The organism is Amycolatopsis mediterranei (assembly GCF_026017845.1).
Taxonomy (GTDB): domain Bacteria; phylum Actinomycetota; class Actinomycetes; order Mycobacteriales; family Pseudonocardiaceae; genus Amycolatopsis; species Amycolatopsis mediterranei.
The window spans coordinates 2,162,145-2,178,115 of the sequence record NZ_CP100416.1; the positions used below are offsets into that span (position 1 = coordinate 2,162,145).

General features: G+C 72.4%; 18 protein-coding genes. 8 read left to right on the plus strand and 10 right to left on the minus strand.

Features of this window, described 5'->3' with window-relative positions; all coding sequences use genetic code 11:
• Positions 1-81 precede the first annotated feature (81 nt).
• The 4 genes from pucL to ISP_RS10300 form a co-directional block, all read right to left on the minus strand.
• Positions 82-963, minus strand: a complete 882-nt coding sequence (gene pucL / locus ISP_RS10285; RefSeq protein WP_013223818.1) for a factor-independent urate hydroxylase — start codon at positions 961-963, stop codon at positions 82-84.
• Positions 964-965: 2 nt separating this feature from the next.
• A complete protein-coding gene (gene uraH, locus ISP_RS10290) occupies positions 966-1,283 on the minus strand; it encodes a hydroxyisourate hydrolase (RefSeq protein WP_013223819.1) in 318 nt (105 codons plus the stop codon).
• The gene (uraD, locus tag ISP_RS10295; RefSeq protein ID WP_013223820.1) at positions 1,280-1,729 is read right to left on the minus strand and encodes a 2-oxo-4-hydroxy-4-carboxy-5-ureidoimidazoline decarboxylase; all 450 of its coding nucleotides are present in this window, start codon (positions 1,727-1,729) and stop codon (positions 1,280-1,282) included. The genes uraH and uraD overlap by 4 nt, the downstream gene beginning before the upstream one ends.
• Before the next feature lie 79 nt (positions 1,730-1,808).
• Positions 1,809-2,285 carry a helix-turn-helix domain-containing protein gene (locus ISP_RS10300; RefSeq protein ID WP_013223821.1) on the minus strand — a complete coding sequence of 159 codons (477 nt, stop codon included), beginning with the start codon at positions 2,283-2,285 and terminating at the stop codon, positions 1,809-1,811.
• A 230-nt stretch (positions 2,286-2,515) separates the two neighbouring features.
• On the opposite strand from ISP_RS10300, the gene allB reads away from it, so the two are divergent.
• Together allB and alc are read left to right on the plus strand one after the other, a co-directional pair.
• Positions 2,516-3,844 carry an allantoinase AllB gene (gene allB, locus ISP_RS10305; RefSeq protein WP_013223822.1) on the plus strand — a complete coding sequence of 443 codons (1,329 nt, stop codon included), beginning with the start codon at positions 2,516-2,518 and terminating at the stop codon, positions 3,842-3,844.
• 1 nt (position 3,845) lies between these two features.
• Entirely contained in the window at positions 3,846-4,859 is a 1,014-nt protein-coding gene (alc, locus tag ISP_RS10310; RefSeq protein ID WP_013223823.1) for an allantoicase, read from the plus strand.
• Here the strand turns inward: alc and ISP_RS10315 are convergent.
• From ISP_RS10315 to ISP_RS10325, 3 genes are all read right to left on the minus strand, one after another.
• A complete protein-coding gene (locus ISP_RS10315; protein ID WP_014466731.1) occupies positions 4,856-5,032 on the minus strand; it encodes a hypothetical protein in 177 nt (58 codons plus the stop codon). The genes alc and ISP_RS10315 overlap by 4 nt on opposite strands.
• Positions 5,033-5,160: 128 nt before the next feature.
• Positions 5,161-5,637: a CoA-binding protein gene (locus ISP_RS10320; RefSeq protein ID WP_013223824.1), complete on the minus strand. Its 477-nt coding sequence runs from the start codon at positions 5,635-5,637 to the stop codon at positions 5,161-5,163.
• Entirely contained in the window at positions 5,634-6,920 is a 1,287-nt protein-coding gene (locus ISP_RS10325) for an O-acetylhomoserine aminocarboxypropyltransferase/cysteine synthase family protein (protein WP_013223825.1), read from the minus strand. The genes ISP_RS10320 and ISP_RS10325 overlap by 4 nt, the downstream gene beginning before the upstream one ends.
• 75 nt (positions 6,921-6,995) lie before the next feature.
• Between ISP_RS10325 and ISP_RS10330 the strand changes: the two genes are divergently transcribed.
• Positions 6,996-7,433 carry a VOC family protein gene (locus ISP_RS10330; RefSeq protein ID WP_014466732.1) on the plus strand — a complete coding sequence of 146 codons (438 nt, stop codon included), beginning with the start codon at positions 6,996-6,998 and terminating at the stop codon, positions 7,431-7,433.
• A 24-nt stretch (positions 7,434-7,457) separates the two neighbouring features.
• Here ISP_RS10330 and ISP_RS10335 read toward each other — a convergent pair whose 3' ends face one another.
• On the minus strand, positions 7,458-8,309 hold the full coding sequence (locus ISP_RS10335; protein WP_013223827.1) for an SDR family NAD(P)-dependent oxidoreductase: 852 nt from the start codon (positions 8,307-8,309) through the stop codon (positions 7,458-7,460).
• 70 nt (positions 8,310-8,379) lie between these two features.
• Between ISP_RS10335 and ISP_RS10340 the strand changes: the two genes are divergently transcribed.
• The gene (locus tag ISP_RS10340) at positions 8,380-9,288 is read left to right on the plus strand and encodes a LysR family transcriptional regulator (RefSeq protein WP_014466733.1); all 909 of its coding nucleotides are present in this window, start codon (positions 8,380-8,382) and stop codon (positions 9,286-9,288) included.
• Between the two features lie 83 nt (positions 9,289-9,371).
• Positions 9,372-10,226, plus strand: coding sequence for a sigma-70 family RNA polymerase sigma factor (locus ISP_RS10345; protein WP_013223829.1), 855 nt, complete (start codon positions 9,372-9,374; stop codon positions 10,224-10,226).
• On the opposite strand, the gene ISP_RS10350 is transcribed toward ISP_RS10345, so the two are convergent.
• A complete protein-coding gene (locus tag ISP_RS10350; protein ID WP_013223830.1) occupies positions 10,223-10,849 on the minus strand; it encodes a (2Fe-2S)-binding protein in 627 nt (208 codons plus the stop codon). The two genes, ISP_RS10345 and ISP_RS10350, sit on opposite strands and share 4 nt — an antisense overlap.
• Positions 10,850-10,867: 18 nt before the next feature.
• Positions 10,868-11,716 carry a putative RNA methyltransferase gene (locus tag ISP_RS10355; RefSeq protein WP_063606956.1) on the minus strand — a complete coding sequence of 283 codons (849 nt, stop codon included), beginning with the start codon at positions 11,714-11,716 and terminating at the stop codon, positions 10,868-10,870.
• 173 nt (positions 11,717-11,889) lie between these two features.
• Between ISP_RS10355 and ISP_RS10360 the strand changes: the two genes are divergently transcribed.
• From ISP_RS10360 to ISP_RS10370, 3 genes are read left to right on the plus strand one after another with little or no spacing between them, the layout of a single operon-like run.
• Positions 11,890-13,278: an ammonium transporter gene (locus tag ISP_RS10360; RefSeq protein WP_071831524.1), complete on the plus strand. Its 1,389-nt coding sequence runs from the start codon at positions 11,890-11,892 to the stop codon at positions 13,276-13,278.
• Positions 13,275-13,613 (plus strand): P-II family nitrogen regulator, encoded by a 339-nt coding sequence (locus tag ISP_RS10365; RefSeq protein WP_013223833.1) that lies wholly within the window; start codon positions 13,275-13,277, stop codon positions 13,611-13,613. The genes ISP_RS10360 and ISP_RS10365 overlap by 4 nt, the downstream gene beginning before the upstream one ends.
• A gap of 10 nt (positions 13,614-13,623) precedes the next feature.
• A complete protein-coding gene (locus tag ISP_RS10370) occupies positions 13,624-15,933 on the plus strand; it encodes a [protein-PII] uridylyltransferase (RefSeq protein ID WP_013223834.1) in 2,310 nt (769 codons plus the stop codon).
• The last annotated feature ends 38 nt before the right edge of the window (positions 15,934-15,971 follow it).

A 15,971-nucleotide genomic window follows, 5' to 3' on the forward strand; every position in this document is an offset into this window, starting at 1 on the left:
CGAGCCCTCACCCTGCTCGGAATACCCACCTGACCAGCACAAAGACTTTGCCGGAGCCGTGCCGGAGAGGGTGGGGGACGGTCAGTGGAGGTCCCAGGCCGGCCCCGCGTCCTCGGCGTCGTCGCGCAGGATGGTGCCCTCGATCAGCCCGTACGGCCGGTCCGCCGCATAGAACACCTCGTTGTCGTTCTTCAGCCCGAACGGGCTCAAGTCCACCAGGAAGTGGTGCTTGTTCGGCAGCGACAACCGCACCTCGGCCACCTCCGGCCGCGCCTCCAGCACCGCCGAACCCATCGCGTACAGCGTCTGCTGCAGCGAAAGGCTGTGCTTCGTCGCGAACGTCTCGAGCATCACCCGCCGGATCTCGCGGTGACTCGAAGCCCAGTCGATGTCCTCGCCCTGATAACGCCACTTCGCCGTGACGGCCGTCGCCAGGATCCGGTCGCCCGTCTCCGCCAGGGTCGTGTACTCGTCGCGGGGGAAGCCGTGGAACTCCGAACCCGTGGACTTCAGCAGCGTCAGGCCGTCGATGCCGGACACGATCCACGCGCGGCCGTCCTGCACCGTCACCGCCGTCGTGCGGCGCTCGTCGCCGGATCGGCTGAACGCGTGGTCGTGCGGCTCGGCGCCGACGGCGATCCGGTCCCAGCCGTGCTCGTCGATCTTGATGCGCGCGCCCGTGATGTTCTCCTGCGTGCCGACGAAGTGCCGGGCCAGGCGCAGGCCGAAGTCCTCGATCTCACCGACCGGCGCCTCCTTCGCGAAGGCGTACACCGTGTTCTTCTGCGTGTCGGTCGCCAGCACCCCGGCGTTGTCGCCGGTCAGGTGCGTCGCGGCCAGCTCGCCGCGCAGCGACGTCGACACCGTCAGGTCCTTCAGGTGGTGCACCGGCCCGTCGCGGCGCACCGTCACCAGGCGGACCTCCGCCTTGCCGTACTGGTTGGGGCCCAGGGTGATGGCCACGGTCAGCTCCCTCGGTAGGTCGAATAGGCGAACGGGCTGAGCAGGAGCGGCACGTGGTGGTGCGCGGTGCCGTCGGAAATCCGGAAGGTCAGCGCGACCTCCGGGAAGAACGCGTCCGGGCCCAGGTAGGCGCCGGTGTCGAAGACCAGCCGGTAGCCGCCCGGCTCCAGGGTTTCCGGGCCGAGGTCGCGGATGCGGCCGTCGTCGTCGGTGCGGCCCTCGGCGATCGGCTTCCCGCCGGCGGTCTCGAACCGGACGGCGATCCCGGTCGCGGGGCGCCCGGCCGCCGTGTCGAGGACGTGGGTGGTCACGAGACTCACGCGGTCACCGCTTTCGCGAGCCGGAGTTCGGCGATCTTCAGCAGCTCACGGCCGGCGACCGCGAGTTCGGTCGCCGGGTCGTTGGCCAATCGCTCACGCAGGATCTCCAGCAGTTCTTCACCGCTGCGGCCGCTCGCGCAGACCAGGTAGACGTGCCCGAACTTGGCTTCGTACTCGGCGTTCGCGGCGGCGAACGCGTCCGGGTTGTCCACACCGGACTGTTCCGACCGGGCCCAGCCCTCCGCGGGTTTTTCGCCGATCCGCGGGTGGGCGGCCATCGCCTGCCGGATCTCGTCGCTGCTCAGCGGCAGGTCGGCGGCGGCTTTCAGTGCCTCGACGTCGGCGTACGGACGCCCGGCGAGCACGGCGTCGACCCAGCGCGGGACGGCGAGGCACGCCGTCAGCAGCGGCCGGACGTCGGTGGTGTTGAACTCGGTGAGCAGCACGCGGAACTCCTCGTGGGTGGCGTCCCGCTGACCGTACGTCGGCGCCGGAGTTCCGTCAACATTTTGTTGAATGCGCTGGTCAGTCCGCTTCCCGGTTGAGGTAGTTGTAGACGGTGAACCGCGTGACGCCCAGCGCGTCGGCCACCGACGAGACCGATTTCCGCAGGCCGAACGCGCCGCGTTCGCGCAGCAGCCGCACCGCCCGCTGCTTGCCCGCCCGGTCGAGGTCGCCCAGCTTGGCGCCCAGTTCGCGCTCGACGTCGGCGATGAGCCGGGCCAGCGCGTCGTTCAGCTCGACGACCGGTGCGCTGCCGGGGTCGTCGGCCCGCCGCAGCTGCAGCGTGACGCGGGTTGCGCCGCCTTCCAGGGCGGCCTTCGCGATCGCCGGGAGGGCTTCGAGCAGCTCCTTCGCCTCGCCGCGGGCGAGCGTGCCGAGCGGCCCGAAATCGGTGTCCAGCCCGGCTTCCGCGGCGGCGTCGCGGGCGGCGACGGCGTGCTCGGGCGGCGAACCTTCGCCGTGGAACGGTTCGCTGGTGAACTCCGCCTCAAGCCGCACAAGGATGACCGTACTGTGTCAATGGTGCCAATTCGACCGGCAGTCACGGCGGAACGGGTGCCGGTGGGCGGGTTCGCCTCGGACCGTTTCCGCCTGCTTTCGGCCGAATTGGCACCGTGCTACGTCCGTCGTTGACGAGCGGCGCGCGCCGTGGTTACTGTCGTTGTGCGAAACCGTCTTTCCGTTCTGTGAAATCGGCGGTGGTCATCCTCCCACAGAAGGGCTTTCGGATGGATCTTGTGGTGCGTGCCGCCCGGGCCGTGACGGCCGAGGGCGAGGTCCCGGCGACCGTCGGCATCGACGGCGGCCGGATCGTCGCGGTCGAACCCGGCGGCGCGGCGCTGGCCGGCGATCGCGTCCTCGAGCTCGACGACGACGTCGTGCTGCTGCCGGGGCTGGTCGACACGCACGTCCACGTCAACGATCCGGGCCGGGCCGAGTGGGAGGGCTTCGAGACGGCGACCCGCGCGGCCGCGGCGGGCGGGGTCACCACGATCGTGGACATGCCGCTCAACAGCCTGCCGCCGACCGTCGACGTCGCGGCCCTGGAGGTCAAGCGCAAGGCGGCGACCGGCCGGGTGCACGTCGACGTCGGCTTCTGGGGCGGCGCGATCCCGGGCAACGCCGGGGAATTGCGCGGCCTGCACGAGGCCGGTGTGTTCGGCTTCAAGTGCTTCCTGCTGCACTCCGGCGTCGACGAGTTCCCGCCGCTGGATCCGGCCGGGCTCGACGAAGCGTTGCGGGAGCTGAGTTCCTTCGACGCGCTCATGATCGTCCACGCCGAGGACGCGCACGAGATCGACGAGGCACCCGAACCCCACGGAGGTCGCTATGTCGACTTTCTGCACTCGCGGCCGCGCACGGCCGAGAACCTGGCGATCTCGCAGGTCATCGAGGCGGCCCGGCGCAACTCCGCGCGGGCGCACATCCTCCACCTGTCCTCTTCGGACGCGCTGCCGCTGATCGTCGCGGCGCGCCGCGACGGTGTGGCGCTGACGGCGGAGACGTGCCCGCACTACCTCAGCTTCGTCGCCGAGGAGATCCGCGACGGCGCGACGCAGTTCAAGTGCTGCCCGCCGATCCGCGAGGCGGCCAACCGCGAGCTGCTCTGGCAGGGGCTCGCCGACGGCGTCATCGACACGATCGTCAGCGACCACTCGCCGTGCACGCCGGAGCTGAAGCGCTTCGACAGCGGCGACTTCGGCGAGGCGTGGGGCGGGATTTCCAGCCTGCAGCTGGGGCTCCCGGCGATCTGGACGCAGGCGCGGCAGCGCGGGTTCGCGCTCACCGACGTCGTGCGCTGGATGGCCGAGCGCCCGGCCGCGCAGGCCGGGATGCGCCGCAAGGGCCACCTGGCGGTGGGGTACGACGCCGACTTCTGCGTGTTCGCGCCGGAGGAGGCGTTCGTGGTCGACGTCGCGAAACTGAAGCACCGCAACCCGGTCAGCGCCTACGACCGGCGGCCGCTCGCCGGGGTCGTGCGCTCGACCTGGCTGCGGGGCGCCGAAATCACCGGTGACGAGCCGCGCGGCGCGCTGCTGACCCGGGGCAACTGCTGAAATGGAGGCCGTGGTGTCCGACCGTCCGGAGTGGACAGAACTGCCCGACCTCGCCTCCCGCCGCTTCGGCGGGACGGTGATGTGGGCCACCGACGAGCTGTTCGCCGAGAAGGAGAACCTCGTCAACCCGTGGGTGCCGGCGCACCGCGTGGAGACGTTCGGGCCGAAGGGCCAGGTTTACGACGGCTGGGAGACCCGCCGCCACCGCGAACCGGGCGACGACCAGGCCATCGTGCGGCTCGGCTTGGCCGGCACGATCACCGGCGTCATCGTCGACACGGCGTTCTTCAAGGGCAACTACCCGCCGTTCGTCTCGGTCGAGGCGACGTCGCTCCCGGGCTACCCGTCGGCGGCGGAGGTGGCGACGGCCGATTGGGACCCCCTGATCGACCGCGCCCCGGCGGCCGGGGACACGGAGAACTTCTACGCGGTCAACGGTTCGCGGCGCTACACGCACGTGCGGCTGACGCAGCACCCGGACGGCGGCGTGGCGCGCCTGCGCGTGCACGGCGCGCCGATCCCGGACCCGGCGATGCTCGACCTGGACGCGCTCGACCTGGCGGCGCTGGAGAACGGCGCACTCGTCACGGGCTGCAGCAACCGGTTCTATTCGTCGCCGAACAACATCCTCTCGCCGGGTCTGGCCGCCCACCAGGCGGAGGGCTGGGAGACGGCCCGCCGCCGCGACTCCGGCAACGACTGGGTGACGCTGCGGCTGGCCGGCGCCGGAATCGTCCGCTTCGCGGAGCTGGACACGAGCAACCTGAAGGGCAACGCGCCGGGCTGGGCGTCGCTCAGCGGCCGCGACACCTACGGCGAGTGGGTCGAGCTGCTGCCGAAGACCCGCCTGCAGCCGGACACCCGTCACCGGTTCGCGCTGCCGGACGGCCCCGAGGTGACAGAGGCCAGGGTGGACATCTACCCGGACGGCGGCCTGGCGCGCTTGCGGCTCTTCGGCCGCCTCACCGAAGCGGGCCGCACGAACCTCAAGGCGAGGTACGCGAAGACGCGTTAGCCGTTCGCACCCGGGCGGTTGAGGTAGGCCGAGGCCAGTGACAGGACGCACGCGCAGCCCACGATCGTGCTGACCCACCACGGCAGGCCCGTCACGATGCTCCAGACGAAGCCCGCCGCCGCCACGAGGGCGACGAGGAGGTTGCGGAACTGGAGCGGGGTCGGTTTGGCCATGCCGCCAGCCTCTCACGGCCTGCTCGGACGGTCGCGTGCTGCCCGGGTTCGAGCAGCACCTGCCGCCCGCCTCGAACGCCTGGAGCGCGCCGGAACGGCGGTCACGGTCGACGGCCTGACACGCGTCTCTACGGCGCCGACTGCCGCCGGGAGCTGATCACGCCCGTGTTGAACCCGGCCAAGTGCAGGCCACCCGCGAAGCGGGCGTGCTCGATCTTCACGCACCGGTTCATCACCACGTCCAGCCCGGCTTCGCGCGCCCGGCCGGCCACCGGCTCGTGCCACAACCCGAGCTGCAGCCACAGCGTCCGCGCGCCGGCGTCGATGACCTCGTCGGCGACCTGGGGCAGGTCGTCGTGCTTGCGGAACACGCTGACCAGGTCCGGGCCACCCGGGACGTCCTTGAGCGAGGCGTACACCGGCTTCCCGAACAGCGTGTCCAGCCGCGGGTTGACGAAGTTGACCTCGTAGCGCGTCGAGGAGAGCAGGTACGTCGCCACGAAGTAGCTGGGCCGCGCCGGGTTGGCCGACGCGCCGAGCAGCGTCACCGACTTCGTCCGGGTGAGGATCGCGCGCCGCTCGACCGCTCCGGCGTCGTGGGTCATCCGGCCACCGCCTTGCCCAGTGCCTGGTCGAGGTCCCAGAGGATGTCCTCGACGTCTTCGAGGCCGACCGACAGCCGGATCAGGTCGGGGCCGACGCCCGCGGCCGCGAGCTGCTCCTCCGACAGCTGGGCGTGCGTGGTCGACGCCGGGTGGATGACGAGCGTCCGCGCGTCGCCGACGTTCGCCAGGTGTGACAGCAACTCCACCGATTCGACGAACTTCTCGCCGGCCGCGCGGCCGCCGTCGATGCCGAAGGAGAACACCGCGCCCGGCCCGGCCGGCAGGTACCGCCGGGCCAGCTCGTGGTGCGGGTGCGACGGCAGCCCGGCGTAGGACACCCAGGCCACGCGCGGGTCGGCCTCGAGGTGCTCGGCGACCAGGCGGGCGTTCGCCACGTGCGCGTCCATCCGCTGGGGGAGCGTCTCGACCCCTTGCAGCAGCAGGAAAGCCGAGTGCGGCGAGAGGACCGCGCCGATGTCCCGCAGCTGCTCGGCGCGCAGCCGGGTGCAGAACGCGTACTCGCCGAAGTTCTCCCAGTACTTCAGGCCGCCGTAGCTGTCGACGGTCTCGGTCATCCGCGGGAACTTCCCGTTGCCCCAGTCGAACTTCCCGGACTCGACGACGATCCCGCCGAGCGTGGTCCCGTGGCCGCCGAGGAACTTCGTCGCCGAGTGCAGCACGATGTCGGCGCCGTGCTCGATCGGGCGGCACAGGTACGGCGTGGCGAGGGTCGCGTCCACCACGAGCGGGACGTCGTGGGCGTGCGCGAGGTCGGCCAGCGCGGCGAGGTCGGCGATGCCACCGCCGGGGTTGCCGATCACTTCGGTGTAGAGCAGCCGCGTCCGGTCGGTGATGGCAGCGGCGTAGTCGTCGATGCCGCCGCTGACGAAGGTCGTTTCGACGCCGAAGCGCCGGAGCGTGCCGGTGAGCTGGGTGACGGTGCCGCCGTACAGCCCGCTCGCGGACACGATGTGGTCGCCGGCCTCGGTGAGCGCGCTGAAGGTGAGGAACTCCGCGGCCTGCCCGCTGGCGGTGGCGACGCCGCCGATGGCCCCTTCGAGGCTGGCGATCCGCTCCTCGAAGGCGGCCACGGTCGGATTCCCGATCCGGCTGTAGATGTTGCCGTACTTCTGCAGCGCGAAGAGGTTCGCGGCGTCGGCGGCGTCCTCGAAGACGAAGCTCGTGGTCTGGTAGATCGGCACGGCCCGCGCGCCGGTCGCGGGATCGGGCGTGCCACCCGCGTGCAGGGCGCGGGTGCGGAAGCCCCAGCTGCGTTCACTCATCGTGGTTCACGGTAACCGCATCATCCCCCGGATGACACGCGCTCTCAGGCCGTGGGCGCGGCTACGCTCCACCCCGTGACGGTGCGCTGGAGCGTGACGATCGACTGCGCGGAACCCCGGGCGGTCGCGAGGTTCTGGTCGGTGGCCCTCGGCTACATCGAACGCCCGCCCCCGGCGGGGTTCGCGAGCTGGGAAGCGTGGTTCACCCAGCATGGCGTGCCCGAGGCGGAGTGGGACGACGGCGCGTACCTCACCGATCCCGAAGGCGTCCTGCCGAGCCTGAGCTTCCTCAAGGTGCCCGAGGCGAAGGTCGCGAAGAACCGCCTCCACCTGGACGTCCAGGCCGGCGGCGGGCGCGAGGTGCCGTGGGAGACGCGCTGGGAGCGGGTCGTGGAGGCGGTCGCCCGGCTGACCGCCGCCGGCGCGACCGTCCTGCGCGAGAACGAGCTCGACGGCCGTCCCGATCACTTCGTGATGGCGGATCCGGAGGGCAACGAGTTCTGCGTGCTCTGAGCGGTCGATCGGGGCGGTCCACCTCTAGCCGATCAGGTCCTCGTGCCGGCGCGGGCTGCCACTGCGCCACGGCAGCACCCGCCCGAACCGGATCAGCTCGCCGTGGGTTGCCGGGTCGACGTCGCCGAACACCAGGTCCAGCACCGCCCGTGCCGCCTCGTCCGGGGTCTGGGCCTGGCTGAAGTCGCTGAACCACGGCCGGGACGCCCGCGTGTCCACCAGGCCCGGGCAGACCGCCGCCACCAGGGTGCCGTCCGCGAGGTCGGCGTCCCTCCGCCGAGCTGCCACCGCGCGGACCGCCGCGACCTGCGCCACCTTGGACGGCACGTTGATCCACTCCGGCCAGCCCGACTCGGCGGCCGTGCCGTCGTGGATCGCCGCGCGCCAGTCCTCGACCGCCTCCTCCACCTCGTCCAGGGAGACGCCGTCGAAGCGCGGCCGCAGCGGCTCGGGCAGGTGGCCCAAGGTGCCCAGCGAGCTGGCCACGACGAGCAGCCGCCCGCCCGGGCGCAGGACCGGCCCGAACGAGCGCAGCACCGCGTGGGTGCCGCCGTTCGCGACGCCGAGGAACACGTCGGCCTGCTCGGCCTGCGGGCGGGCGGGGTCGAGCGGGCCGACGGCGTTCGAAATCACGATGTCGACCGGCTCGGCGAAGCGGGCGACGGCGTCCGCGTCGGAGACGTCGAGGACGCGGCCTTCGACCCGGCTGCGCGTCGCCGGATCGGCGGCGACGGCAGCGGCAGCCGAGGCCACCCGCCCGGCGTCGCGGCCGGTCAGCAGGACGAGGTCTTCGGGAGCGAGGCGGGCGGCGAGCCCGCGGACGAGGGCGAAGCCGAGGCCCTGGTTGGCCCCGGTCACCACGGCGGTGCGTGTCATACCGCCACGTTAGGACGGCCAGGCTCATGCGAAAAGCGAGAATCCGGCAACCCTGGTATGCGTGAACGTCATGGACTTCGGTGACGTCTCCCTGGTGGCCCTGCGCGTGTTCCGCGAGGTCGCCGAGCGCGGCACGCTCACGGCGGCCGCGGCGGCGCTCGGCTACACGCAGTCCGCGGTGTCGCGGCAGATCGCCTCACTCGAACGGGTGGCACGGACGCCGGTGCTGGAGCGGCGGCCCGGCGGCGTCCGCCTCACCACCGCCGGGACCGTCGTGCTGCGCCGGGCGATCGCGGTGCTCGACGAGATCGACGCGGCCGGGCGCGAGCTGGCCGGGCTGCCCGCCGACGCCGGCACGGTCCGCCTGGGCTGGTTCCCCAGCGCGGGCGCGGTGCTGGTGCCGCGTGCCGTCGCCGAACTGCGGCGCACGCACCCGGCCGTCACCGTGCTCACCCGCGAGGGCACGACGCCGGTCCTCGTCCGGGCGTTGCGCGCGGGCACGGTCGACCTGGCCGTGCTCGGCTCGGCCCCGCCGTTCCGGCCGCCGGACGCCGAGACGCCGGCGCTGCACCGGGAGACGCTCGCCGAGCGCACCCTCCGCCTCGCGGTGCCGACGGGCCACCCGCTGGCCGGCGCCGGCCCGGTCGACGTCGCGGACCTGCGCGGGCAGCGCTGGATCGCCGGGCCGTCGGCGGGGGAGGACACGCTGATGGGCGTGTGGCCGGGGCTGGACGAGCGGCCCGAAATTGCCCACACCGCCCGCGACTGGCTGGCCAAGCTGAGCCTGGTCGCCGCCGGCTGCGGGCTGACGACGCTGCCCGCGTCGCTGGCCGAGGCGGTGCCGCCCGGGGTGCGGGTGCTGGAGGTGCGCGGCGGCCCCTCGGAGCGGCGGCGGGTCGTGCTGGCGCGGCTGCCGGGGCCGCTGTCCGAACCCGCGGCGCTGCTGGCCGAGGCCCTGCGCCACGCCGCCGCCGAATGACCGGGATCACTTCCGTTCCGGTCACATCCGTCCCCACCGCGGGGTCTACTGCTTACGACGCACGGTGGAAGGAACGGGACACGGTGGACACGCTGACCGAGCGGTTCGAGCAGGAGCGGCCGCGGCTGCGGGCGGTCGCCTACCGGATGCTGGGCTCGGCGGCCGAAGCCGACGACGCCGTCCAGGAGACGTGGCTGCGGTTCCACCGCACCGACGCCGGCGAGATCGGCAACATCCCCGCGTGGCTGACGACCGTGGTCGCCCGCGTCTGCCTGTCACTGCTGCGCACGCGCCGCAACCACCGCGAGGAGCCCCTCGACGGGCAGCCCGAACCGGACGACGACCGCCGCGACCCCGGGCAAGAGGCGGAACTCGCCGACACCGTCGGGCGGGCGCTGCTGGTGGTCCTCGACGCACTGGGCCCGGCCGAGCGCGTCGCGTTCGTGCTGCACGACATGTTCGCGGTGCCGTTCGACGAGATCGCGCCGGTGATCGGCAAGACCCCGGCCGCCACCCGGCAGCTCGCCAGCCGCGCCCGCCGCCGGGTGAAGGGCGGCGCCCCGGCGGACGCGGACCTGCCCCGGCGGCGCAAGGTCGTCGAAGCCTTCCTGGCGGCCTCCCGCGGCGGCGACTTCGAAGCACTGCTGGCCCTGCTCGACCCGGACGTCGTGCTGCACGCCGACCGGTTCGCCGGCCCGACCCCGGCGCCGGTCGTGCTGCGCGGCGTCGAGAGCGTGCGCCGCGGCGCGATCCTGGCGTCCGAGCGGGCTCGCGCCAGCGAACTCGCCCTGGTCGACGGCGCCCCCGGGTTGTTCATGGTGCGCGAAGGGCGCCTGGCGGTCGTCCTGGCGTTCCGCGTCGACGATGACCGCATCACCGGCATCGACGTCATCGCCGATCCGGACCGGCTCGCCGGGTTGGAGCTGGCGGTTCTCTAACCCAAGGCAGCGCGAAGGCGTGCTTCGCGCTCTTCGGGCGTCTGACGTGGGCAGCTCACGCACTTCGGGTTGCCGACTTCGTAGATCAGGCAGCACGAAGCACGCCGGACGGCGGGGGTGCGGCCCACGCGGACGAACCGCGGCTTCGGCAGACTCAGGTCGATCGCGTCCACCAGCGGTCCGGCGAGAGTCATCGCGCGCTCCGGATCCGGCGTCCACAGCAGCCGGTTGCCGATCGAGTCGGTGGCGATCGCCCCGAGCGCGCGCTCGCGCGCCCCGCTGACGGCGGCGATGGTGGCGATCGCGGTGCCGAGGGCGCCGGTGAGGGCGGCGCCCAGTGCGGGGAGGCCGCCGTCGAGCGGACGGGTGGACCGGGCGCCGAGGAAGCGCCCGTCGGCGACGAGGTCGAGCTCCACGGCGTCCAGCGACGGATCGACCGGCGTCCCGGCCACCAGGCCCTCCACCGCCGGCCCGACCAGCACCGACGACAGCGAGTACCACCAGATCGTCCCCAGCACCTCCGGTCGCGCGCAGCCGTACAGCTTCGCCGCGCCGCCGATGCGGGCCCGCACCCACTCCGCGTCCGCGAGCCGGGTCGCGGAGGCGGTCCAGTCGGGCTTCACCCCCTCACCCTTCCAGACTCAGCGTCGCCGGTAGGTAGAGACCGTGAACGACACCGTGACGGTCTGCGGCTCGTGAAGCGCGTCGAGCCGCTCCCGGCGCCCGTCGCGGTCCAGGTGGAACGCGGCGGGGCCCATCTCGACCGCCTGGCGGACCTGCCGCGGCGTCAGCGCCACTTCGCGCCGGACCTCCGTGCGGTCCGTGCGCGTGAAGTACTCGCCGAGGGTGGCGTCGAGGCGCTCGTCCTTGCGCTCGTCGACGGCCAGCACCAGGTCGCCCAGCTCGCGGAGGTGGTCCGGGGCCGGGGCCGCGACGACCAGCAGGCCGCCGGGCCGCAGCACGCGGTGGAACTCCGGCCCGTTGCGCGGCGCGAAGACGTTCAGCACGACAGACGCCACCCTGTCGCCCACCGGCCACGGCTCCCACAGGTTCCACACCGCCGCGCCCAGCCGCGGGTGGGCCCGCGCCGCCCGCCGCAGCGCGACCGCCGAGACGTCCAGCGCGAGGCCGAACGCCTCCGACGCCTCCAGCACCCGGGCGAGGTAGTACCCCGTGCCCGCGCCCGCGTCGATCACCAGGCCGCCGGCGTCCGCGCACACGCGGGCCAGCTCGTCCGCCAGCGGCTCGTAGGCGCCCGACGCGAGGAAGTCCGCGCGCGCCGCGACCATCGGTGCGGTGTCCGCCGTCCCGGCCGGGATTCGCGCGTGCAACAGGTTCACGTAACCCTGGCGCGCTAGATCGAAAGAGTGGCGGTTCCCGCAACGCAGCGTGGGTCCCGCTGCGCCGATCGGGTCACCGCACACCGAACACCGCAGTGCCGCGACGACCCGGGGTGGCAGTGGGTCATTCCCGCGGTCGGCCGGTGTCATGGGGATATTCGACCACGACGTTTCGCAACCGGACACCCGAGGAGGGGTCCTGGGAAACCTGGCCGTAACAACCGGGCGCGGACAGTTCACGCGGGTGAAACCTCGCGCGCCGCCCCGTGAAACACCGCGCGCCAAAACTGCCAACGCACCAACCCAGGGCACGGGAGGACGATGTGCTGAACGCAGGAGACACCGCATGGGTATTGGCCAGCGCCGCGCTGGTCATGCTCATGACCCCAGGACTGGCGTTCTTCTATGGCGGCATGGTCCGCGCGAAGAGCGTCCTGAACATGCTGATGATGAACTTCATCGCGCTGGCCGTCGTGGGGGTGCTGTGGGCCCTGTACGGCTTCTCGATGTCCTTCGGCGACGACGCCTTCGGAGGTTTCGTCGGTAACTTCCACTTCGCCGGCCTCGAAAACACCTTCGGGAAGCTCGCCGGCTTTGCGGTCGCCGCGACCGACACGTCACCGGCGGTGGCCTGGCCCGGCTCGGATGGCCTGCCCATCCTCGCCTTCGTGATGTTCCAGCTGATGTTCGCGATCATCACCCCCGCGCTGATCTCCGGCGCCATCGCCGACCGCGCGAAGTTCTGGGGCTGGACGCTGTTCGTCGTCGTCTGGGTCACGGTCGTGTACTTCCCGGTCGCGCACTGGGTGTTCTCGTTCAACGGCTTCGTCGGCGAGAACGCCGTCGGCGGCTGGATCGCGAACAACCTCAAGGCACTCGACTTCGCCGGTGGTACCGCGGTCCACATCAACGCCGGTGCCGCGGGCCTGGCGCTGGCGATCGTGCTCGGCAAGCGCAAGGGCTGGCCGAAGGACACCGGCCGGCCGCACAACGTGCCGTTCGTGCTCCTCGGTGCCTCGCTGCTGTGGTTCGGCTGGTACGGCTTCAACGCCGGTTCGGCGCTGGCCGCCAACGACCTCGCCGCGGTCGCGTTCACCAACACCACCGTCGCCACCGCCGCCGCGGTGCTCGGCTGGCTGATCGTGGAGCAGCTCAAGTTCGGCAAGCCGACCACCCTCGGCGCGGCTTCCGGTGCGGTTGCCGGCCTGGTCGCCATCACCCCGGCGTGTGGTTTCGTGAGCCCGCTCGGGGCCATCGCGATCGGCCTGATCGCCGGTCTCCTCTGTGCGCTGGCCATCTCGCTCAAGTTCAAGTTCGGCTTCGACGACTCGCTCGACGTCGTGGGTGTCCACCTGGTCGGCGGCATCGTCGGCACGCTGCTGATCGGCTTCTTCGGCACCACCAGCGTCAACTCGCTCGGTGCGGACGGCCTGTTCTACGGCGGCGGGTTCACCCAGCTGGGTCGACAGGCCGCGGCCGCCGGTGCGGTGCTCGCGTACTCCTTCGTGTTGTCCTTCATCATCGGCTTCGTGATCAAGAAGGCGGGCGGCTTCCGCGTCAGCACCGAGGACGAGGTCAGCGGCATCGACGAAGCCCAGCACGCGGAGAGCGCCTACGACTTCACCGGGACGGGCGGTGGCCTCGGGCACCCGAACACCATCCCGGTCAAGTCCGCCACGGCGGCCACGAAACTCGAGGAGAGCAAGGCATGAAGCTCATCACGGCGATTGTGAAGCCGTTCACGCTCGACGACGTCCGCTCCGCGCTGGAACAGCTGGGCGTGCTCGGTATGACGGTCAGCGAAGTCCAGGGGTACGGCCGGCAGAAGGGCCACACCGAGGTCTACCGCGGTGCCGAGTACTCGGTGGACTTCGTGGCCAAGCTGAAGGTCGAGGTCGTCACCGACGACACCAACGTGGAGAAGGTCCTCGAGGCCATCACCACGGCCGCGCACACCGGCAAGATCGGTGACGGCAAGGTGTGGGTGACGCCCGTGGAGACCGTCATCCGGGTACGGACCGGCGAGCGCGGCACGGACGCTCTATAAGGCGTCTGGGATGGCCGACGGGGGCGAACTGGTCAAGGCCACCGAGCGTTTGCTCGAGGGCAGGCACGGGAGGCTGGGGGCGTCCGCACTGCGGGCGGCCCTGGTCGACCTCTACGAGTTCTGGCTGGGCAGGGGAGCCTCGGCGGCCGGCGTCGACACCGCGGAACCGGGTGTCGCGCTGGTCGCCGTGGGCGGGCTCGGCCGCCGGGAACTGGTGCCGTTCTCCGATCTTGACCTGCTGCTGGTGCACAACGGCAACAGCGGCGTCGGCGAGATCGCGGACGCGCTCTGGTATCCCTTGTGGGACGCCAAAATCGGGCTGGACCACTCGGTCCGCACGCCCGGTGAGGCGCTGAAGGTCGCTTCGGAGGACCTGCGCGTGGCCATGGGCCTGCTCGACGCCCGGCACCTCGCCGGGGACGCCGAGCTGAGCGGCCGGCTGGTGGCCGCGGCGCGGGACCAGTGGCGCCGCACCGCGCGCAAGCAGATCCCGGACATGACCGCGTCGGTCCGGCAGCGCTGGGCCCGCAGCGGCGAAATCGCGCAGTCCGCCGAGCCGGACCTCAAGCACGGCCGGGGCGGGCTGCGGGACTTCGCCGTCCTGGAAGCCCTCGCCGCGGCGCAGCTCACCGCGCGTCCGGGCGAGGAACTCCTGGAAGCGAAGGGGCTCCTGCTCGACGTCCGCACCGAGCTGCGGCGCGAGATCCGGCGTGAACGGGACGTCCTGTCCGCGCCGGAAGCCGAACTGGTCGCCGCCGAACTCGGCTTCGGCGACCGGTTCACGCTGGCCCGCAAGCTTTCCGGGGCGGGGCGCACGATCGCGTACGCACTCGACGTCGCGCTCCGGTCCACTGTGGAGCCGCCGAAGACGCGCTTCGGACGGCGTCCGTCCCGGACACCGCTCGCGGAAAACGTGGTGCTGCACGGCAACGAGGTGGCGCTGGCCCGCGACGCCGTCCCGGCGAAGGACCCGGCGTTGCTGCTGCGGGTTGCCGCCGCGTCGGCGCGGACGGGCAAGCCGATCGCGCTCGGCACGCTCAAGGCGCTGGCCGAGTCGGCACCGGAGCTGCGTGCCCCGTGGCCGGCCGAGGCGCTGAACGCGCTGGTCGAGCTGCTGGGCGCCGGCGAAGGCCTGGTCGACGCGGTCGAATCGCTCGACCGCACCGGTTTGTGGTCCCGGCTGTTCCCGGAGTGGGGCGCGGTCCGCGACCTGCCGCCGCGCTCGCCGGTGCACCAGTGGACGGTCGACCGGCACCTGGTGCGCACCTGCGTGGAGGCGGCCAAGCTGACCACCACGGTGTCGCGCCCCGACCTGCTGCTGATCGGCGCGCTGCTGCACGACATCGGCAAGGGCCGCGACGCCGACCACTCGGAGCTGGGCGCCAAGATCTCCGCCCAGGTCGCGGCCCGGCTCGGGCTCAGCCCGGCCGACGCGGCCACAGTGTCGGCGATGGTCCGCCACCACCTCCTGCTGCCGCACACCGCGACGCGGCGCGACATCAGCGAACCGGCCACGGTGGCGCGGGTGGTCAAGACCCTGGACAGCGACCTCGTCCTGGTCGAGCTGCTGCACGCATTGACGCAGGCCGACTCGCTGGCCACCGGGCCGGGAGTCTGGACGGACTGGAAGGCGCGCCTGCTGGCGCAGCTGGCGGCAGGCTGCGAAGAAGTGTTGCACGGCAAGGGGTTCACCGCCCCGGAACCGATGGACGACGAACAGCGCGAGCTCGTCGCGGCGGCCGTGGCGTCGGGGACGGGCGAGATCCGGATCAGCTCGCACGGCAAGGTGGTCACGGTCCTGCTGGCCGTCCCGGCCCGGGCGGAACTCCTCGCTCCGGCGGCGGGCGTGCTGGCGCTGAATTCCCTGGAGGTCCACTCGGCGGTCCTGCGCGGTCACGACGGCGGCCGCGCGGGCGTGTTCACGGCGTCCCCGAAGTTCGGGTCGTTGCCGGACGCGACCCTGCTGCGGGAGCAGTTCGCCAGGGCGGTCGCGGGCACGTTGCCGCTGACCCAGCGGCTGGCGGCGAAGGAGCGCGACTACGGCCCCCCGCCACCGGTCGCCCCGAAGGTGCTCTGGTTCGACGACGAGACGACGGGCCCGGACACGGTGGTCCTGGAGCTGCGCGCGGCCGACCGCATCGGCCTGCTGTTCCGGGTGGCGGGCGCCTTGCGCCGGTGCGACGCGGAGGTCCGCTGGGCGAAGGCGTCGACGCTGGGTGGCGCGGTGGTGGACTCCTTCGCGGTGACGCCCCGCAGCGGCCACATCGAGCCGGGCTGGCGCCGAGAGGTCGAGCAGGCCGTCCTGGCGGCGGCTTCCTAGCGGCCGCGGGGGAGTGATGCGCCCCAATGTGGCCTTTG